The sequence below is a fragment of the Actinoplanes flavus genome (assembly GCF_017592555.1).
Classification (GTDB): Bacteria; Actinomycetota; Actinomycetes; order Mycobacteriales; family Micromonosporaceae; genus Actinoplanes; species Actinoplanes flavus.
Genome location: NZ_JAGFNS010000026.1, coordinates 127,781 through 146,582 on the forward strand (window position 1 = coordinate 127,781; position 18,802 = coordinate 146,582).

Sequence of the window (18,802 nt, forward strand, 5' to 3'; positions counted from 1 at the left end):
CCCGTGAACCGGCAGGTTTCCGCGGAGCAACGGACGGCGACGGTGGCCCGGCTGCTGCAGCTGCGCCAGGCCGGGACGCTGACCGGCGAGCACGTGCGCCTGGCCGCGGCCGGGCACGGCGTCGCCGCGCGCACCGTCCGCAGGTGGCTGCACCGCGGCGACCAGCAGCAGCGGGCCGCCCGGCCGGAGTGGCACCGGCTCAGCGACACCGACCGGGAGGCGTACGCGTACTTCCGCGGCAACGTCGCCGCGCTGGCCCGCGCCCGGGCCGCGGTGGTCGCCGGCGAGAGCCGGGCGGCCGGGGTACCGGTGCCGCAGTTCCTGATCGACGGCTGGGCCGGCGCGGCACCGGCGGCGCTGCGCACCCTGCAACGTGCGTTCGCCGAGCAGATGACCCCGGCCGAGCGGGCGTACTGGAAGACCGGCGAGGCCGGGCGCCGGGCCGCCGACACCTATCTGCAACGGCCGTGGACGCCGCGCAACCAGGTGTGGGAACTCGACCACAAGTTACTGCCGATCCTGCTGCTGCCGCGCCGCGGCGGCGCCGTCCAGCCGTGGCTGACCAGCGTCATCGACGACGGCACCCGGGCGTTGCTGGGCTGGGCGATCACCCTGACCCCGTCGACGGCCACCGTGCTGACCGCGCTGCGGATGGCGCTGACCCACGAGCCCGACCGGGGCCCGTTCGGGGCGGTACCCGCGCACACCCGCATCGACCGGGGACTCGAGTTCGCCGCCGAGGCGGTCACCGACGCGCTCGCCGCTCTGGTCGTCGGCCAGCACCGGCTGCCCGGGTTCACCCCGCACCTCAAGGGCAAGATCGAGCGAATCCACCTGACGATCGAGCAGACTCTGCTCGGCGGGCTGCCCGGCTACACCCACGGCCCGCGCGACGCCGCCGGCCGGCTGCACGGGCCGCTGTCCGACCGGGCCCGTGATCGGGAGAACGCTGACACCGCGGCGGTGCGGCCGATGCGTCTGGAACGGTTCGTCACCGACTACTTCGCCCCGTGGGTGGCCTGGTACAACACCGAACGGCCGCACTCGATGATCGGCGGGCTGACCCCGTTGCAGGCGTGGAACGAGGACCCGGCCGCGCTGCACCGCGTCGACGAGCGGCTGCTGCGGCATCTTTTGCTGGCCGGCGAGGACAAGAAGGTCGGCCCGTACGGGATCCGACACAACAAGCTCGACTACACCGCGCCCGAGCTGCACGGCCGCGGCGGGCAGATCGTGCAGATCCGCTACATGCCGCACGACGACCGCCGGATCGAGGTCTACGCCGGCGGCGAGCACCTGTGCACCGCCTACCCGCAGGGCCAGCTCACCGACGCCCAGCGCGACGAGTTCCGCCGGCACGCCAAGGACGAGGCCAAACGACTGGCGGCCGCGCGACGGCGGGCCAGCCGCCAGGCTCGGACCGTGCTCGCGCCGCTGTCGGACGGCCAGACCGGCGAGGCCGAGACCAGGCTGGTCGCTCGCGCCGACGCCGACCAGGCCGGCCGACGCCGCGACGACGAGGCGCTGCGCCGGCGCGCGTCGACGAGCCTGCTCGGGCTGGTCGAGCCGTACGCCCTGCCACCAGGGCAGACCTATCCCAAGCCCACCGACGAGAACGGACGCTGATGCCTGGGCACTTCCTCGGCCTGCAAGGAGCCAACACCCTGGTCACCGGCCAGTACCAGCTGTCCACCCGGATCATCGACGACCTGGTCGCCAACGCCGCCACCGGCGTCATCCACGGCCCGGCCGGGGTCGGCAAGACCTTCGCCGTGGAGGCCAACCTCGAACGGTTGCGCGACGTCGGCGACCACCGGGTGTCAACGTGCTCGCTGGCGTTCCCGTCCAAACCGACCATGCTGCGCGTGGCCGCCGAGCTGGTCACCGCGCTGACCGGCACCCCACCGCCGACCTCCCGCAGCCGGTTCCACCTGATCAGCCACCTCGTCGGCCTGTTGGCGGGCCCGCCGCGGCTGGTCGTGGTCGACGAAGCCCAGCGCCTCAACGGCGAGTGCATCGAGCTGCTGCGCCACCTGCACGACCACTCCGACACCCGGTTCGCGCTGCTCTACGTCGGCGGCGACGGCTGCTGGGAGGTCCTGTCCCGCGAACCGATGCTCCGCTCCCGGATCTTCCGCCGGCTGCCGTTCCGGCCGCTGCCCAAGGACAAGGTCCCGGACCTGATGCGCAGCTACCACCCGATCTACGCCGACACCGACACCGAGCTGCTGCTGACCATCGACGACACCTACGCCCACGGCTCGATGCGCGACTGGGCGGTCTTCACCCACACCGCCGCCCAGCTATGCACCGACGCCGGCCTGCCCGGCGTCACCGCCGAGGTCGTCACCAACGCCAACGTGCTGCTCGGCGCCGGCCTGCATTGATGGACATCGCCCACCTCGGGCCGCGGCTCGCGCCGCTGGCCCCCGCCCTTGACGGCATCCACCAGTACAACGACGCCCTGCGCCGCATCCGCACCGAGCCACGCGGGCCGGGCACCCCGCAGGTCCTACTCGTCGACAACCGGCGCGACCACGCGTCGAACGTCGCCCGGCTGGCCGAGCTGCACCAGCCCGCGCACGGCCGGATCGTCGTGCGCCCCACCCCCGGCGGCTCCAGCCGGCCCATCATGGGCCTGGACCTGCTCACCGCGCTCGGCATCAACCCGGAGCTGCTGCGCAAGAAGGGCGGCCAGCTCAACAGTCAGTCGTGGCGGCTGGCCCAGGCCTGGATGCACGGCCACGGCGTCACCGAGCTGCTCGTCGACCGGGCTCACGATCTGCCCGCGGAGATCGTCGCCGACCTTGCGGGCCTGGCGGCCGCCGCCGGAGCCCGGCTGTGGCTGGTGTGGAGCGCCGACACCAGCGCCGAGAAGGTGCTCACCGCGCTGGCCGACACCGATCGCAGCGTCGCTCTGCTCTACCTGCCAGACTTCCACGAACTGCTGGAACCCGTCACAGCACCGTACCGACGCCAGCGAGCCCCCGGCCCGGGCGACGACACCGCGCCCTTGCCGGCCCTGCCGGCCGCCGACTTCACCACCTTCCGGGCCGCCTGCCACCGGCTGCTGTCGCGCCGCGACTTCGCCCGCGTCGACGGCCTGTACTGCCACACCGCGGACACCGTCGACCAGTGGATCCGCCACCGGCTGCCCGACAGCGGGCCGCCGGCGCTCGACGACATCGCCGGGCCGCTGGCCGCCTGGCTACGGGACGTGCACCTCGGCCCGCACCCAGCCCCGCTCGCGCTGCTCCGACTCCGGGCCACCCAGGCCGCCCTGTTCGGGCACGGCCTGCTGCTGCGCTGGAACCCTGCCCGACTCGGCCCCGACCCTGCCGGGCGGCTCCCCGGCACCCTCACCGAGCAGACCGTCACCAACCTTACCGCCCTGCCCCGCACCGACCACGCCGCGGTGACCGCCCTGTCGTTGCACCTCAACAAGGGCGCCGCCTACCTGAACTGCTGGCAGATCGGCGACCTGTCCGACGACGCCGACATGCTGCACCCGCGGCCGTCGCACGTGCACCGCCACCCCGTGTACGCCAGTGAACCCGTCTACCAGGACGAACTGGCCGACGTCGGCGTCGACGAGCAGCCCTGCACCCAGCCGGTCATCCTGCCGCCGTACACCCGCCCGATCCTCGCCGCGCACCGCGCCTACCGCCTCGCCGAAGGAGCCACCCCCGCCGACGACCTGTTCTGGTACCTCACCGCCAGCAGAACCCGGCCAGACAGCGCGATCCTGCGCGAAGCCGTCATCCTCAGCTGCCGGCGGCTCAACCTCGACCCACCGTGGATGCACCGCTCACCCTGCCGCAACGGCGCCGACACCGGCCTGCGGCCGCGCATCCACGGCTGGCTCGCCGAACGCGGCCTCACCCTGCACGAACTCGACCGAGACCTGGCCCAGCAGATCACCGACCGGCACACCCGCTGGATCCGACCGGCGGCACACCAGTGACAGGGCCGGCCGAACCCAGCGCGTTCCGGCAGCGGCAGCGCGCCGCTGGCCTGTCCCGATGGGAACTCGGCGACCTGCTCGGCGTCCACCCCCACCAGCTGCCCGATGGCGTAGTCCGCCCCAACCTGGCCTCTCTGCCGGTCAGCGTCGTCATCGACCTCGCCCGGCAGCTCGACCTCCATCCCGCCGACCTCGTTCCCGGCCTCGAAGCTGTCCTCGGCAACCGGCGCACCGGCGCCGAACCCATCCCGGCCCCGGACGTCACGGTCGACGCGATCGCCGCGCTCACCGCGCTGGCCACCGCGACCGGCCCCATGCTCGTCGACGAGCTCGCCACCGCCCTGGCGTGGCCACTCGGCCGCCTCCAGGCCGCGCTCGAGCATGCCGACACCCACCCCGGCCTCGGCGGGCCACTCGCGCTACGCCGGACCGCGCCGCACACCTACACCGTCAGCCCGCGCCTGGACGTCCTCACCGACGACCAGCGCACCGCCGTGCTGAACACCGCCGACCAGTCACAGCCGCTCACCGTCGGCCAGGCCAACGCGCTGCTCACCGCGATCGCCAACCACGGCACCCCGCGCCCGGACCGCCCCACAGCCGGGCAACCCGACCCCGCCAGCAGCGAACTCCGGCTTCGTGGACTCCTGCACGCCGATCACCGGCCCGACAACGTCACGGCCAACCCCGAAGTGCTCTACAGCCTCCGCTACCGCGACCAGCCCACCGGCTTTTGATCGAGGCCTCGCCGCCCGGACATTTACCCGGCGCGCTGACGGTCAGTTAGCTGGCGCTCAACACGGCGGGCACGCGGTCGACGTACGGGGAGTGGCCCGCACCGTGGTCGAGCGGATGGGCCTGCGCGAGACGATCCGGCGGCACCAGGTCGACGAACGCGGCTGGGCGCTGGTCGACGGAACCGGGCGGAGGCTCGCCGGGATGCCGGCCGGCGCGTTCGGCGGTGAGGGCATCGTCGCCGAGATCGAGATCGCCCGCGGCGACCTGGCCCGGATCCTGCTCGACGCCACACCCGGCGTCGACTACCGGTTCGGCGACCGGATCACCGCCCTCGACGACCGGACGGTGACGTTCGCAAGCGGCGGCACCGAACGGTACGACGTGGTGATCGGCGCCGACGGCGTCCACTCCGGCGTCCGGGCGCTCGCCTTCGGGCCGCGGGAGCGGTTCGTCCGCTACCTCGGCGGCTACACCGCGTACTTCACCGTCGGCGACCCGGGCGACCTCGACCACTGGATGCTGATGTACAACGCGCCCGGCGGCCGGGTCGCCTACCTGCGCCCGGAGAACGGTGGCACGGCGAAGGCGGGGCTGAGCTTCCGCCATCCGGAGCCGAGCCACGAGCGGCTGTCCCGGGCCGGCGCGGAGCGTGTGGTGAGCGAGCGGATGGCCGGGGCCGGGTGGCGGGTCCCGGAGCTGCTGGCCGCGATGCCGGGCGCCGCCGACCTCTACTTCGACTCGATCAACCAGGTCCGGGTGGACCGCTGGTGGCGCGGCCGGACCGTCCTGCTCGGCGACGCCGGTTACTGCGGGTCACCGCTGGCCGGGCTGGGCACCAGCATGAGCCTGGTCGGCGGATACGTGCTGGCCGGTGAGCTGACCCGGGCGGCCGATCCGGAGCGGGCCTTCGCGGCCTATCAGGCCGAGATGGCGGACTACGTGGAGAGCGGCCTCGAACTGCCGCCCGGCGGGATGGCGATGTTCGCGCCGATGAGCCGGGCGGGGATCCGGCTGCGGGCCCTCTCCACCCGGATGATGACCCGGTGGCCGGCCCGTCAGCTCGCCGAACGGCAGTTCAGCAAGGCCGAGCGAATCACGTTGCGTGCCTATCCGGCCCTGTCAGCGCAGGTAGACCAGCCCGTCCAGCACCACTGACGGACGGCCCGCGGTGCCCTCGGCCCGTACCTGGACGGTGTGGGTGCCGCTGGTCCGCCACGTCCGCGTCCACACCGACCTCCGGTATTGGGTATCGCCGGACCGTAGGTCCACGACTCCCTGGAACGCGCCGTCCACATAGACCCGGATCCGGCCGGACGTCGCGGTCCGGGCCGCCACCAGGGCCGCCGAACTGCCGGTGAAACGCCAGGTCAGCGACGATCCGGCGGCCGATGCCGCGACGGCTGCGCCGCCGAGATGCCCGTGGTTCCGCACGGTGCGCCAGGTTCCGGTCCGCGGTGTGCCGGCTTCGGTCGACAACACGGGGGTACGGGTGATCGCACCGTTCTTGGTATTCCCGGCACTGTCGGTGACGTTCACCGACCAGGTCCTGGGGGCGCCCAGCCGTACGGCGCCGGTGATCCGCCGGGCGGCGCCGGTCAGGGTCTTGCCGGAGATCCGTACCGACCGCAGGCCGGAGGCGTCACGGAGTCCCCAGTCGACCCGGACCGGGGCGGTGGTGCCGACCGCGCCCTCCCGCAACGACACCAGCGGCGCGCGGGTGAAGACGGGCGCGACCGCGTCCGCGACGATCTTCGCGCTGGTCGTGGCGGTCCGGCCGGACAGGTGCACCGCCTTGACGGTGACCGTGTGCTCGCCCGGGGTCAGCCGTACCGCCGCCTGCCGGTGCCCGCCGGGCACGGCCGTCCGGAGCCGGCCGTCCACCCACACCTCGAAGCGGTCCAGCATCTGGCTCGGAGTGTCCAGCACCCAGGCCGGTCCGGCCGTCCCCTTGGTGTAGTAGCGGCCGACCCGCCGCAGGGCCTGCCCCACCCCCCGGTACCGCAACCCGGACGGCGCCGCGCCGGCCATCCGGCGGATCGACGGGAGCAGCGCGTAGAGCGAGTTGCCCGGGCACTCGGTGCGCCCGGTGTCCCGGTGCCCCGAGATCCGGTTCAGCACCGCCGCCCTCCCGGCCGGGTAGCGGTCGCTGCCGGTGGAGACGAGCCGCACCCGGCCGAGCGGCGAGTTCCGCCAGGCCCCCAGCTTGTACGCGGCCACCTGCGCCACCGCGGCCCGCGCCCGCGCCGGAACCGCCGCCGACCCGTAGTCGCCGATCACCGCGACCGCGCTGGCGTTCTTGTTGAAACCGAGCGTGTGCGCCCCGAGTACGGACCGGTTCACCCCGCCCGCGCGCCCTTCGAAGATCCGCCCGCACTTGTCGACCAGGAAGTTGTAGCCGATGTCGTTCCACCCCTTGCTCTTGACGTGGTACGCCTCGATCCCCCGGACGATCCCCGCCGACTGGGCGCAGCCGTAGCTGTTCCCGGTCGCGGTGTGGTGCACGAACACCACGTGCACGGCGCCGGTGTACTCGGGCGGTTCCTCGACGATCGACTCGTCGGCCCGCCAGCCGACCCGGGTCACCATCCTCGGCACCGGTCGCAGCGGCAGCGCCACCCCGGCCCGCTGCTCCCGGTCCGCGGCCCGCCCGGCGACCAGGACCGGGGTGGTGGGCCCGGACGCCGGCGTGGTGTCCCGGGCATCCGGGTTGATCAGGTCGACGCGCAGGCCGGTGATCCCGCCGGGGGCGGTCACCCGGGCCTGGACGCCGTCGGACGGCCCCACCCAGAGCGGGTCGCTCGCCCCGCGTACGTGCGGGCCGCCGGCCCCGGCGGAGGCGTCCGGGTTGTCGGTCTCCAGCCGCTGCCAGGACGTCCACCGCCCGGTCGCCGCCACCCGGGTACGGACCTCGATGGCCCCGGCCGGCACCGCCTTCGGGTCGCTCCAGGTGACGCCGACCAGGCTGAACGGCTCCGTCGTCCGGCGCGCCAGTTCCGCGGTGCGGCTCCCGGCCGTGCCGGCGACCAACCGCATCGAGCGCCGCACCGTCACGGCTTCGCGGGACCCCTCGGTCAGGGGGAAGGTCTGGAGCACCGGCTCAGCCGGAGCGGCGGCCTGCTCCGCGGTTCCCCCGGTGATCGCGACAGCCACCACCGGGGCGGCGACCAGGGCGGTGGCGAGACGTGCGGTGAGCCGGTTGCGGCGCATGGAAACTCCCCCGGTCACCGGCAGAAGGGGTCATTTCGGATGGGCCGGGGACCACCAGACACCTTGCCGGGGACCAGAGGGACAGGAAGGACGTTCTGTGAAAATTACTCTGATTCAGTGATTTGCCAGCCGAATCGCCGCATTCAGTGCGGTGGCGAAGGTGACCCACATCCAGTACGGCAGGAGCAGCCCGGCCGCGGCCTTCGAGACCGGCCGGAACTTCCACACGGTCACTCCGATCACCACCCAGAGGATCATGATGTCGACCAGCGCGAGGCCGTATTGACCGAATCCGAAGAAGATCGGCGTCCAGATCGCGTTCAGGACGAGCTGACCGGCGTACCAGTTGAGCGCCGGCGACCATCCGGTCCGCCGCCAGACCAGCCATCCGCTCACCGCGATCATCACGTAGAGCACCGTCCACACCGGGCCGAACACCGCCGACGGTGGCGCCCAGGCGGGCCGCTCCAGACTTTGGTACTCACCCGCGGTCCCGGCCACCCCCAGCCCACCGAGAAGGGCGGCCACCGCCACCGCCGCCCCGAACCCGGCGAGCCCCAGCCAGGGCGAAACCGTCCCGTGGCGCCCACGCATCACATCACCGGTCATGCCCACCCGTTACCCCCGTCCCGCCCCGTCTATCCCCCCGGCGCCCGAACGGCGGCCGCGGCCGCGTCGAAAAGGGTTTCCAGGGGGACCGCGCCGTTACCGCGGGTCCAGGCGTCGCCCGCCACGTCCAGGCAGGTGATGACGGTGGCGACGAGCGCGTCCGCGCGTACGTCCAAGGGGTCCGCGGGATCGGCACCCAGCCGGCGGCGGACCTCGGGGGTGAGCAGCGCCTGCCATTCGAGGTGCTTCTCGATGCTGCGGGCACGCAGCGAGGGCGTCTGGTGGACCATCGTGAAGATCTTCAGCATGGTCGGCTCGTCGAAGGCGGTGTCCTTGACGCTGTGCAGCGCGTTGCGCAGCGCGGCCCACACCTCCTCGTCGTCGGGGCGGGCCTCCAGCGCCTGGCGGACCAGGTCGCCGCTGGCGATGAGGTCACCGAGGACGACGTCCTCCTTGGTGCCGAAGTAGCGGAAGAAGGACCGCCGGGAGATGCCGGCGGCCGCGGCGATGTCGTCGATGGTGGTGGCGTCGAAGCCGCGCTCCAGGAACAGCGCCATCGCGGTCGCGGTGATCTCGCGGTAGACGGTGTTGCGGGTCCGGGACCAGAGCGACATGACCGCACCCTAACACGCCATGCCTGATTGACACTGAGTGCCAGACCGGCATAGCGTGCCACCCATGGCCGTCGATTATCGCAACCAGACCACCCTGATCACCGGGGCCAGCTCAGGGCTCGGCGCCCTGTTCGCCCGGCGCCTGGCCGCCCGCGGCTCGAACCTGGTGCTCGTCGCCCGGCGCACCGGCCGGCTGGAGAGCCTGGCCGCCGAGCTGCCGAACGTGACCGTCACCCCGATCACGATGGACCTGACCGAGCCGGGTGCGGGCGCGAAGCTGAGCGCCGCGGTGGCCGAGCGCGGGCTGGAGGTGACCAGCCTGATCAACAACGCCGGGTTCGGCACGCACCGGCTGTTCCACGAGGCGGATCCACAGCGGATCACCGACGAGATCACCCTCAACGTCACCAGCCTGACCGAGATCAGCCGGGCGTTCATCGAGCGGCTGCGCAGCCGGCCCGGCGGCGTGCTGCTCAACGTGGCGAGCATCGCCGGCTACCAGCCGGGCCCGACCCTGGCGGTGTATGCGGCGACCAAGGCCTACGTGCTGAGCTTCACCGAGGCGCTCTGGTCCGAGTCGCGCGGCACCGGGCTGCGGGTGATGGCGCTCTCACCGGGCGCCACCGAGACGGAGTTCTTCGACGTGGCCGGTCAGGGCGCCGACGGCGGCACCCGGCGGATGCACGCCGACCGGGTGGTCGACCTGGCGCTGCGGGCGCTGGACCGGCGCAACCCGCCGCCCAGCCTGATCACCGGCCGGATGAACAACCTGATGATCAACGCTGGGCGGCTGGCCGGGCGGCGGGTCACGACGGCCGCGCTCGGCGCGATGATGCGCCGGACCGGCTAGTCAGACCGAGCGGCGGTAGACGACGGCCTGCCAGGGGGCCAGGTTCAGCCCGCCGGCCGGCGGCTCCAGATTGGTCAGCACCAGCTCGGCGCCGTCCCACCCGTCGATCGCGGCGTGCGCCTCCACCCCGGAGAAGTTGCCGATCACCAGCAGCTCGGTGCTCCCGAGGCGACGGGTGAAGGCGTAGAGGCGCTCGTCGTGCGGCAGCAGCATGGTGAAGTCGCCGCCGGCCACCGCGGGCTCGGTCTTCCGCAGTTCGATCAGCCGCCGGTAGTAGTGGAAGACCGAGTCCGGATCGGCCCGCTGCGCCTTCGCGTTGATCTCGGCGTGGTTGGGGTTCACCGGCAGCCACGGCGTGCCGGTGGTGAAGCCGCCGTGCGGGGAGTCGTCCCACTGCATCGGTGTGCGGGCGTTGTCCCGGCCGCGGGCCCGCAACACCGTCAAAACCTCTTCAGGGGTACGGCCTTCGAGCTCCACCGCCTGCCGGTACTGCCCGAGGGCCTCGATGTCGCGGAACTCGTCGATGCCGCCGAACGGGTAGTTGGTCATCCCGAGTTCCTCGCCCTGGTAGACGTAGGGCGTGCCGCGGTGCAGGTGCAGGACGGTGCCGAGCATCTTGGCGGAGGCGGCCCGGTGGGCGGGGCTGTCGTCGCCGTACCGGGAGACCACCCGGGGCTGATCGTGGTTGTTCCAGTAGAGACTGTTCCAGCCGAGGTCGGCGAGGCCGGCCTGCCAGCGGCCGAGGATCGCCTTGAGCGCGGTGAGCCGGAGGGGGACCAGCAGCCACGGGTCGGGTCCGCGGTCGACCCAGACGTGGTCGAACTGGAAGACCATGTCGACCTCGTGCCGTCGCGGGTCGGTGTGCAGGACGGCCTCCTCCACGGTGACGCCGGGCATCTCGCCGACGGTCAGCAGGCCGTCGCGGCCCGCGAACACCTCGCGGTGCATCTCCTGGAGGAACTCGTGCAGGCGGGGGCCGCCGATGAAGGCCGCGGAGCCGTCGGCGTACGCCGATCCCGCGGTCAGCCGGCCGTCCGGAAGGCTGACGTCCTTGGAGATCATGTTGATGACGTCCATCCGGAAGCCGTCCACGCCGCGGTCCAGCCACCAGCGCATCATGGCGTAGACGGCCTGCCGGACCTCCGGGTTCTCCCAGTTGAGGTCGGGCTGTTTCCTCGAGAACAGGTGCAGGTAGTACTCGCCGGTCTTCTCGTCGAACTCCCAGGCCGGGCCGCCGAAGACGGAGCCCCAGTTGGTGGGTTCGGCGCCCGGGGCGCCCGGTTCCATGCCGGGGCGGGCGGGCCGCCACCAGTACCAGTCGCGTTTCGGGTTGTCCGTCGACGAGCGGCTCTCCTGGAACCAGCGGTGCTCGTCGGAGCTGTGGTTCACCACCAGGTCCATGATGATCTTCATGTTCCGGGCGTGCGCGCCGGCCAGCAGCTCGTCGAAGATCTCCAGGGTGCCGAAGAGCGGCTCGATGTCCTGGTAGTCGCTGATGTCGTAGCCGTTGTCGTCCTGCGGCGAGGGGTAGACGGGGGAGAGCCAGAGCACGTCGACGCCCAGCTCGGCGAGATGGTCGAGGTGATCGATGACGCCCCGCAGGTCACCCATGCCGTCGCCGTCCGCGTCGGCGAAGCTGCGCGGGTAGATCTGGTAAACGACCGACTTCTTCCACCACGAATCCGTCATTGGTCTTCTCTAACACGTAACCGGGCCCGCTACCGGGGATGCATACTGACCAGGTGGTTATGGGCGAGAGTTCGGGTTTGTCATGAAGATCGCGCTATTGGGGCCGATCGCCTGGCGTACGCCGCCGTTGCACTACGGCCCGTGGGAGCTGATCACCAGCCTGCTCGCCGAGGGGCTGACCGAACGCGGCGTCGACGTCACGCTGTTCGCCACTCTGGACTCGATCACCAAGGCCACCCTCGACGGTGTCGTGCCGACCGGGTACGAGGAGAACCCGGAGATCGACGGCCGGGTCTGGGAAGCCATCCACGTCAGTCACGCGCTGGAACGGTCCGGCGAGTTCGACCTGATCCACAACCACCTGGACTGGCTGCCGCTGGCGTTCTCGGCGCACTGCCGGACGCCGATGCTGACCACCGTGCACGGGTTCTCGGGGAACAACATCCTGCCGGCGTACCGGCGGGCCCGGTCGCACTTCGTCTCGATCTCGGACAGTGACCGCTCCCCCGATCTGGACTATCTGGCCACCGTCCACCACGGCGTCGACCTGGGCGAACTGCCGTTCCACGCCGACGGCGGCGACGATCTGATCCTGTTCGGGCGGATCCATCCGGACAAGGGCACCGACATCGCCATCGAGATCGCCCGGCGGGCCGGCCGTCGCCTGGTGATCTGCGGGATCGTCCAGGACCAGGATTATTTCGCCGCACGCGTGGAACCCCTCATCGACGGCGAACGGGTCGTCTATCTGGGCTCGGTCGGCCCGGACGAGCGGGGGACGATCCTCGGCTCCGGTGCGGCGCTGCTGCACCCGATCCGGTTCGCCGAGCCGTTCGGGCTGTCCGTGGTCGAGTCGATGGCCTGTGGGACACCCGTCATCGCGTACCGGAAAGGATCGATGCCGGAAGTGGTCGACGAGGGCGTGACCGGCCACCTGGTCGACGGGGTCGACGCGGCGGTCGACGCGGTGCGGCGGATCGCGGACATCGACCGGGCCGCCTGCTCGGCACGCGCCCGGAAACGCTTCTCGGCCGATCGGATGGTGGACCAGTACCTGGCGATTTATCGGAACATCCTCAGCTGAATAGCTAGATCTTGTTAACGTCGCAATGTGAATTGCGCGTTAAACAGGCTCTATTCCAGCGCCGACTTTGCGCTGTTCACCCGCGGTGTACGGCACCGTGCCCGCGCGCGCTGAGTCCGTGCTGCGGGTATGCAGCCGGCCGAGGAGAGAAAGGCCCAGTAATGCCCGCGACATACGGGTTCTTGAGCACTTATCCCCCCACTCAATGCGGTTTGGCGACCTTCAATGCGGCACTCGCCACCCACCTCACCGGCGGCGCCGGTGGATCAGGCGTGGTACGGCTACTCCCCTACGACAACACCAGCGGCGGGATAGCGCTCGACCGGGCCGCGCCGCGGGTCGTGCACACCTGGAACACCGACCGGCCCGGCGGCTGGGTGGCCGCCGCCACCGCGCTGAACTGTTTCGACGTGGCGATCATCCAGCACGAGTACGGCATCTACCCGGGCGACGCCGGAGCCGAGGTGCTGCCGGTGCTGCGCGCGCTGCGGGTGCCGCGGATCGTGGTGCTGCACACCGTGCTGGCCAACCCCGACCCGTTGCAGCGCGAGGTGCTGGAGCAGGTCGTCGCCACCGCCGACGCCGTGGTGACCATGACGGACACCGCCCGCCAGCGACTCTCCACCCGGTACGACGTGGACCCCCGCAAGATCACCGTGATCCCGCACGGTGCCGGCAGCCACAACGGCGCCCCGCGCGAGGAACACGACCGCCCGCACCTGCTCACCTGGGGCCTGCTCGGGCCGGGCAAGGGCATCGAGTGGGCGCTGCGGGCCCTCGCCCACCTCGGCGACGTGCATCCGCGCCCGATCTACACGGTCGCCGGCCGCACCCATCCGCATGTGCTCGAACAGCACGGCGACATCTACCGCGACTCGCTCAAGGAACTCGCCGCCGACCTCGGGGTGGACGACTGCGTCCGCTGGTGCGACGTGTACCTGGATCCGGCCGAACTGTCCCGGCTGATCCGGTCGGCCGACGCCGTGGTGCTGCCGTACGACTCCACCGAGCAGGTCACCTCGGGTGTGCTGATCGAGGCGGTGGCCGCCGGCATCCCGGTGGTGGCGACCGAGTTCCCGCACGCGGTGGAGCTGCTCGCGGACGGGCCGGGGCTGCTCGTACCCCATCAGGATCCGGAGGCGATGGCGATGGCGATCCGGCACGTGCTCGCCGAGCCCGGCCTGCCGGGCCGGCTGTCCGGACTGGGCGGTGGGCCGACCCTGCGCTGGCCCGCCGTGGCCGCGCGGTACCAGGCGCTGGCCACCCGGCTGATCGCCGCCCGCCGTCCGCTCGCCGCCGCCGCGACGATTCCGGCATAGGCGCATGGGACTGTCACTGCGGCTGGTTCCGCCGCCGATCCGACTGAACGACCTGCCCGCCCCTCGCTGGGACCACGTGTTCCGGCTCTCCGACGACACCGGGCTGCTCGAACACGCCCGCAACGCGATCGCCCGGCGTGAGCACGGCTACTGCGTGGACGACGTGTCGCGGGGCCTGCTCGTCGCGTCCCGCGAACCCCGGCCCGGACCGGATCTGGTCCGGCTGGCCGAGCGCTACCTGGCGTTCCTCACCCACGCGCAGGGCGCCGACGGGGGCTTCCGCAACCGGCTGAGCTACGACCGCCGCTGGCTGGACGAGCCCAGCCTCGGCGACTGGTGGGGCCGGGCCATGTGGGGGCTGGGCACGGCCGCGGCCCGCGGCCCGTCCGCGTGGATCCGCCGGGAGGCGGGCAACGCCTTCCGGCAGGGCGTGGCCTGCCGGTCGGCCTGGCCGCGGGCGATGGCCTTCGCCGGGCTGGGCGCCGCCGAGGTGCTCCGCGCCGATCCGCACGACCGGGCGGCCGCCGACCTGCTCGGCGACGCGGCCACGGCGATCGGGACACCCGGCCCGGATCCGGAGTGGATCTGGCCGGAACCGGAGCTCACCTATGCGAATCCGGCGCTCGCCGAGGTGGTCGTCGCGGCCGGGGACCTGCTCGGCGACGAGGGCCTGCTCACCGACGGGCTGCGGATGCTGACATGGCTGTGCCGGATGCAGGAGAACGACGGGCACCTGTCCACCGTCCCGGTCGGCGGCTGGCGGCCGGGCGAGCCGCGCCACCGGTACGACCAGCAGCCGATCGAGGCCGCGGCCACGGCCGACGCCTGCGCCACGGCGGCCGCGGTGACCGGCGACGACAGCTGGGACGCCCCGCTCTTCCAGGCGATCGCCTGGTTCTTCGGCGACAACGACACCGGAACGGTGATGTCCGATAACGAGACTGGCGGATGTTATGACGGGTTGAAGGCCAATGGTCCTAATGTGAACCAAGGAGCCGAATCCACCCTCGCGCTCGTCTCCACGCTGCAGCACGCGCGAACGCTGGCGAGCCGGAGCGCGACCCGACCGTCAGGCGGCCTAGCGTGACTGCAACGGTGAACACCATCGACATCACCCGTCACAACATCACCATGACGCCGGACGGCCGGCGCGTCGTGATCAAGCTCTTCGTCCCGGGCGAGGACGCGCAAGTCGCACACAACCGGGCGTCCAGCCTCATCGAGCGGATCCTGCGACTCGACGAGGCGGACATCAACACCCAACTGGACGACGTGCTGAGCCAGTTCTCCGGGCGGCACCACGACATCTTGAGCGTCTTCCAGCACCACTACGAGGTCGTCCAGCACCGGGTGCCGGCGCACATCGCGCTGTCGCCGGCCGCACGCACCCTGATCGGGGCGTACTTCAGCCACGAGTTCTCGGTGGAGGCCGCGGCGCTCTGCAACCCGTCGATGGTGCCGCATCCGGACCAGAGCGACCTGGAACCCGGGGAGATGCGGGCCGCGCTCAGCCTGCGCCAGATCGGCGAGGGGCACATCTCGTCGATCGGCTTCTGCAGCGTGGTGCTCGGGCCCGGCTCGGCCATCCGGCTGGAGAACCGCGACGGCCCGCTGATGATCGGCAACCGGGTCGGCGCCAAGCACATGCGGCACCAGCTGGTCGCGGCGCTCGGCGACGAGGACATGGACAACGAAGCCTCGGCGTACGTGCTCAACGCTCTGCCCGAACGCTACGACGACACGGTGTTCGAGGAGATCATCGGCCACCTGCCGACCGAGCTGCTGGCCCGGCCGACCACCCCGATGAGCCTCGAGCTGATCCGCCGCATCGTCGGCGACGACTACGCGGTGACGTTTCCGGCCACCATCCCGCTGCACCAGCGGGTGCTCTGGCCGGCCACGCCGAGCGAGAGCCGGGGCATGGAGGACGCCCGGTTCGTGCAGGTGGTCGACCCGGACGGGCGGCCCGCCTACCAGGCGACCTACACCGCGTACGACGGGTTCAACATCTCCGGCCGGGTCATCTACTCGAAGGATCTGCGGCACTTCGAGGTGACCACGTTGCAGGGCCCGGCCGCCCGCAACAAGGGCATGGCGCTGTTCCCCCGCTACGTCGGCGGGAAGAAGATGGCGCTCTGCCGCTCCGACGGCGAGACCCTGGGCCTGACCATTCGCGACGAACAGCACCGCTGGCAGCCGGCCGGCCCGCTGCTCGTGCCGCACCGCGGCTGGGAACTGATCCAGGTCGGCAACTGCGGGTCGCCGATCGAGACCGAGCAGGGCTGGCTGGTGCTCACCCACGGCGTCGGCCCGATGCGGCGGTACGCCATCGGCGCCATGCTGCTCGACCTGGACAATCCCGAACGGGTCATCGCCGACCTGCCGCAGGGGCTGATCGACCCGGACGAGATCGAACGGGAGGGGTACGTGCCGAACGTGCTCTACTCCTGCGGCGGGCTCATCCACGACGACCGGTTCTGGATGCCCTACGCCTCCAGTGACGTGCGGATCAGCTTCGCCAGCATGCCGCTGGACGACCTGCTGCGCCGCATGCAGCCGGTCGCGGGTTAACGGCCCGGGACCGTTCCCGTCACCACCCAGATGGTGAGGACGGCCAGGAACGTCCCGCTCGCGCCGGCCGCCTCCACACACGCCAGCCACTCGTCGCGCAGGCCCGGCGGGGTGGCCCAGGACTCGACCGGCACCTCCGGGTTGACCATCGGGAGCACCACGGCGGCCGACTCGGGAGTGGCGAAGAAGCAGGTGACCGGGGTCGCGGTCAGCCGGGTCAGGCCGGCCGCGACCAGCCGGCGCCGCAGCGTACGCCCCATGTCGTGCTGTTTCGGGGTGAAGTGCCCGCGGACGTGCGCCATCACCACCTCGCCCAGACCCGCCGGCATGCCGTCGAAGGCGAGCGAACCCCAGTCGGTGTCGACCAGGCAGATCCGGCCGCCGGGGCGCGTCACCCGGGCCAGCTCCCCGATCGCCCGGTCGGCGTCGTCCACATGCTGGAGAACCCGCTCGCACCAGACCCCGTCGACGCAGTCGTCCGGCAGGTCGAGCGCGCCGACGTCACCGGTCAGGTAGCGCACGTTGCTGCCGTCGTGCCGGTCGATCGCCGTCGCCGTCAGCGACGCCGAGTAGTCGAGAGCGAGCACCTCACCGGAACCGCCGACCATCCCGGCCAGCATCCGGGACACCTCACCGGAGCCGGAACCCGCGTCGAGCAGCCGCTGCCCCGGCAGCGGGCACAGCGCCTCGAACCCGACGCGACGGACCCGCTGGATCTCCGGATGGCGGCCCATGGCGGTCAGCGCGTCGAGCACGATTTCCGACATCTGGGCTGATAGGCCGTCGATGTCGGAAAAGGGCGTCCGGTCCTTCTGCGCGGGTTCCATCCCGCAATTGTTCATCTCCACGCCACCGTTCGGGGTCCCTCGTCATCCATCCGACAGGCGCGGCACCTGCCCTTTCGCTAGATCGACCGGCGAGTGTGCGGCATCCGCACACGTTCGGCACGCCGCACCAACCCGTACAGACCGTGATGTTCCATGCGTCACACGTGACGAGTGGAATCACAGGCAACAGGCCGGCAACCGATGTGTAAAACTTCCGGACATGATCGAACGGGTGAAGTTCGGGCTGGTCGGCTACGGCACCGGCGGCCGGGTGTTCCACGCGCCGCTGATCGCGTCGGCGGAGAACATCGAGTTCGTCGGCGTGGTCACCACGTCGCAGGAGCGCCGGGCCCAGATCGCGGAAGAGCTTCCGGGCGTCACGGCGTACGACTCGATCGCCGCCCTGGCCGCCGACGGAGTCCAGGCGGTGGCCATCTCCACACCCGCCGCCACCCACGCCGCGCTGGCGCACGAGGCGATCGCGGCCGGTCTCGCGGTGGTCGTCGACAAGCCGTTCGCCCTCGACGCCGAAACCGCCCGCAAGCTGGTCACCACCGCCGAGGAGGCGGGCGTCCCGCTCACCGTCTACCAGAACCGGCGGTGGGACTCCGACCTGCTCACCATCCGCAAGCTGATGGAGAACGGATCGCTCGGCACGATCCGGCGCTTCGAGTCGCGGATGGAACGCTGGGCGCCCGACCGCCTGCCCAAGGACGCCGGCGGCGGCACCCTCCTCGACTTCGGCTCCCACCTCGTCGACCAGGCGCTGCAACTGCACGGCCCGGCCACCCGCGTCTACGCCGAGGTGCACGGCCCCGACGGCGGCCTCGACGACGACTTCTTCCTGGCCCTGCACCATGCCAACGGCGTCGAGTCGCACCTGTGGGGCAGCTGGCGGCAGGCCGGCCCCGGCCCGCGTTTCCGGGTCAGCGGCACCGCCGGCACCTACATCTCGGCCCTCCTCGACTGCCAGGAGGACATGCTGAAGGCCGGCAAGAGCCCCGCCAAACTCGGTGACCGCTGGGGCGTCGAACCCGAGCACCGCTGGGGCCACCTCTTCCGCGGCGCGACCGGTGCCCCGGTCGAGAGCTGCCGCGGCCGCTGGGACACCTTCTACCCGGCCGTCGCCTCAGCTGTCCTCGGCGAGGGCCCGCTCCCGGTCAACCCGTGGGACTCGATCCGCGCCATGGAGATCCTCGACGCGGCCCGCACAAGCGCCACCCAGGGCACCGCCGTAACCCTCTGACCCGCCCGCCCGCCCCGCCCGCCCGGCAGCCCCGCCCGCCCCGCCCGGCAGCCCCGCCCGGCCGCCCCGGCCGCCCCGGCCGCC

16 protein-coding genes are annotated in these 18,802 nt (G+C 71.9%); 11 read left to right on the forward strand and 5 right to left on the reverse strand.

Annotation, left to right across the window (positions count from 1 at the left end; all coding sequences use genetic code 11):
• Window positions 1–3: 3 nt before the first annotated feature.
• The 5 genes from J5X75_RS32355 (at window position 4) to J5X75_RS32375 (ending at window position 5,857) form a co-directional block, all read left to right on the forward strand.
• On the forward strand, window positions 4–1,626 hold the full coding sequence (locus J5X75_RS32355; protein WP_208471397.1) for a Mu transposase C-terminal domain-containing protein: 1,623 nt from the start codon (window positions 4–6) through the stop codon (window positions 1,624–1,626).
• A complete protein-coding gene (locus J5X75_RS32360; protein ID WP_208471398.1) occupies window positions 1,626–2,387 on the forward strand; it encodes an AAA family ATPase in 762 nt (253 codons plus the stop codon). Before J5X75_RS32355 ends, J5X75_RS32360 begins: the two co-directional genes overlap by 1 nt.
• Window positions 2,387–3,964 carry a hypothetical protein gene (locus tag J5X75_RS32365; RefSeq protein ID WP_208471399.1) on the forward strand — a complete coding sequence of 526 codons (1,578 nt, stop codon included), beginning with the start codon at window positions 2,387–2,389 and terminating at the stop codon, window positions 3,962–3,964. The genes J5X75_RS32360 and J5X75_RS32365 overlap by 1 nt, the downstream gene beginning before the upstream one ends.
• Window positions 3,961–4,701 (forward strand): hypothetical protein, encoded by a 741-nt coding sequence (locus J5X75_RS32370; protein WP_208471427.1) that lies wholly within the window; start codon window positions 3,961–3,963, stop codon window positions 4,699–4,701. The genes J5X75_RS32365 and J5X75_RS32370 overlap by 4 nt, the downstream gene beginning before the upstream one ends.
• Window positions 4,702–4,792: 91 nt before the next feature.
• The gene (locus tag J5X75_RS32375) at window positions 4,793–5,857 is read left to right on the forward strand and encodes an FAD-dependent monooxygenase (RefSeq protein ID WP_307798399.1); all 1,065 of its coding nucleotides are present in this window, start codon (window positions 4,793–4,795) and stop codon (window positions 5,855–5,857) included.
• On the opposite strand, the gene J5X75_RS32380 is transcribed toward J5X75_RS32375, so the two are convergent.
• The 3 genes from J5X75_RS32380 to J5X75_RS32390 all read right to left on the reverse strand — a co-directional run bounded on the left by J5X75_RS32380 (window position 5,822) and on the right by J5X75_RS32390 (window position 9,132).
• Window positions 5,822–7,909, reverse strand: a complete 2,088-nt coding sequence (locus J5X75_RS32380) for an N-acetylmuramoyl-L-alanine amidase (RefSeq protein WP_208471400.1) — start codon at window positions 7,907–7,909, stop codon at window positions 5,822–5,824. The two genes, J5X75_RS32375 and J5X75_RS32380, sit on opposite strands and share 36 nt — an antisense overlap.
• A 114-nt stretch (window positions 7,910–8,023) precedes the next feature.
• The gene (locus J5X75_RS32385) at window positions 8,024–8,518 is read right to left on the reverse strand and encodes a TspO/MBR family protein (RefSeq protein WP_208471401.1); all 495 of its coding nucleotides are present in this window, start codon (window positions 8,516–8,518) and stop codon (window positions 8,024–8,026) included.
• Between the two features lie 29 nt (window positions 8,519–8,547).
• Window positions 8,548–9,132: a TetR family transcriptional regulator gene (locus J5X75_RS32390; protein WP_208471402.1), complete on the reverse strand. Its 585-nt coding sequence runs from the start codon at window positions 9,130–9,132 to the stop codon at window positions 8,548–8,550.
• 64 nt (window positions 9,133–9,196) lie between these two features.
• Between J5X75_RS32390 and J5X75_RS32395 the strand changes: the two genes are divergently transcribed.
• Entirely contained in the window at window positions 9,197–9,982 is a 786-nt protein-coding gene (locus J5X75_RS32395) for an SDR family NAD(P)-dependent oxidoreductase (protein ID WP_208471403.1), read from the forward strand.
• Here J5X75_RS32395 and J5X75_RS32400 read toward each other — a convergent pair whose 3' ends face one another.
• Window positions 9,983–11,671: an alpha-glucosidase gene (locus tag J5X75_RS32400; protein ID WP_208471404.1), complete on the reverse strand. Its 1,689-nt coding sequence runs from the start codon at window positions 11,669–11,671 to the stop codon at window positions 9,983–9,985.
• Window positions 11,672–11,753: 82 nt separating this feature from the next.
• On the opposite strand from J5X75_RS32400, the gene J5X75_RS32405 reads away from it, so the two are divergent.
• The 4 genes from J5X75_RS32405 to J5X75_RS32420 all read left to right on the forward strand — a co-directional run bounded on the left by J5X75_RS32405 (window position 11,754) and on the right by J5X75_RS32420 (window position 16,645).
• Window positions 11,754–12,755 carry a glycosyltransferase family 4 protein gene (locus J5X75_RS32405; protein ID WP_208471405.1) on the forward strand — a complete coding sequence of 334 codons (1,002 nt, stop codon included), beginning with the start codon at window positions 11,754–11,756 and terminating at the stop codon, window positions 12,753–12,755.
• Window positions 12,756–12,916: 161 nt separating this feature from the next.
• Complete coding sequence (locus J5X75_RS32410; RefSeq protein WP_208471406.1) at window positions 12,917–14,074, forward strand: glycosyltransferase; 1,158 nt, start codon at window positions 12,917–12,919, stop codon at window positions 14,072–14,074.
• Between the two features lie 4 nt (window positions 14,075–14,078).
• A complete protein-coding gene (locus J5X75_RS32415) occupies window positions 14,079–15,161 on the forward strand; it encodes a glycosyltransferase (RefSeq protein WP_208471407.1) in 1,083 nt (360 codons plus the stop codon).
• An 8-nt stretch (window positions 15,162–15,169) separates the two neighbouring features.
• The gene (locus tag J5X75_RS32420; RefSeq protein WP_307798400.1) at window positions 15,170–16,645 is read left to right on the forward strand and encodes a glycoside hydrolase family 130 protein; all 1,476 of its coding nucleotides are present in this window, start codon (window positions 15,170–15,172) and stop codon (window positions 16,643–16,645) included.
• Here J5X75_RS32420 and J5X75_RS32425 read toward each other — a convergent pair.
• Window positions 16,642–17,472, reverse strand: coding sequence for a methyltransferase domain-containing protein (locus tag J5X75_RS32425; protein WP_208471409.1), 831 nt, complete (start codon window positions 17,470–17,472; stop codon window positions 16,642–16,644). The two genes, J5X75_RS32420 and J5X75_RS32425, sit on opposite strands and share 4 nt — an antisense overlap.
• A 220-nt stretch (window positions 17,473–17,692) precedes the next feature.
• Between J5X75_RS32425 and J5X75_RS32430 the strand changes: the two genes are divergently transcribed.
• Window positions 17,693–18,718: a Gfo/Idh/MocA family protein gene (locus J5X75_RS32430; protein WP_208471410.1), complete on the forward strand. Its 1,026-nt coding sequence runs from the start codon at window positions 17,693–17,695 to the stop codon at window positions 18,716–18,718.
• Window positions 18,719–18,802 lie beyond the last annotated feature (84 nt).

What these genes read in the sequence shown, in the direction of transcription:
- J5X75_RS32360 (WP_208471398.1), top strand. Translation starts at nt 1,626, where the DNA reads ATGCCTGGGCACTTCCTCGGCCTGCAAGGAGCCAACACCCTGGTCACC.
- J5X75_RS32365 (WP_208471399.1), top strand. Translation starts at nt 2,387, where the DNA reads ATGGACATCGCCCACCTCGGGCCGCGGCTCGCGCCGCTGGCCCCCGCC.
- J5X75_RS32380 (WP_208471400.1), bottom strand. Translation starts at nt 7,909, where the DNA reads ATGCGCCGCAACCGGCTCACCGCACGTCTCGCCACCGCCCTGGTCGCC.
- J5X75_RS32385 (WP_208471401.1), bottom strand. Translation starts at nt 8,518, where the DNA reads ATGACCGGTGATGTGATGCGTGGGCGCCACGGGACGGTTTCGCCCTGG.
- J5X75_RS32390 (WP_208471402.1), bottom strand. Translation starts at nt 9,132, where the DNA reads ATGTCGCTCTGGTCCCGGACCCGCAACACCGTCTACCGCGAGATCACC.
- J5X75_RS32395 (WP_208471403.1), top strand. Translation starts at nt 9,197, where the DNA reads ATGGCCGTCGATTATCGCAACCAGACCACCCTGATCACCGGGGCCAGC.
- J5X75_RS32400 (WP_208471404.1), bottom strand. Translation starts at nt 11,671, where the DNA reads ATGACGGATTCGTGGTGGAAGAAGTCGGTCGTTTACCAGATCTACCCG.
- J5X75_RS32405 (WP_208471405.1), top strand. Translation starts at nt 11,754, where the DNA reads ATGAAGATCGCGCTATTGGGGCCGATCGCCTGGCGTACGCCGCCGTTG.
- J5X75_RS32410 (WP_208471406.1), top strand. Translation starts at nt 12,917, where the DNA reads ATGCCCGCGACATACGGGTTCTTGAGCACTTATCCCCCCACTCAATGC.
- J5X75_RS32415 (WP_208471407.1), top strand. Translation starts at nt 14,079, where the DNA reads ATGGGACTGTCACTGCGGCTGGTTCCGCCGCCGATCCGACTGAACGAC.
- J5X75_RS32425 (WP_208471409.1), bottom strand. Translation starts at nt 17,472, where the DNA reads ATGGAACCCGCGCAGAAGGACCGGACGCCCTTTTCCGACATCGACGGC.
- J5X75_RS32430 (WP_208471410.1), top strand. Translation starts at nt 17,693, where the DNA reads ATGATCGAACGGGTGAAGTTCGGGCTGGTCGGCTACGGCACCGGCGGC.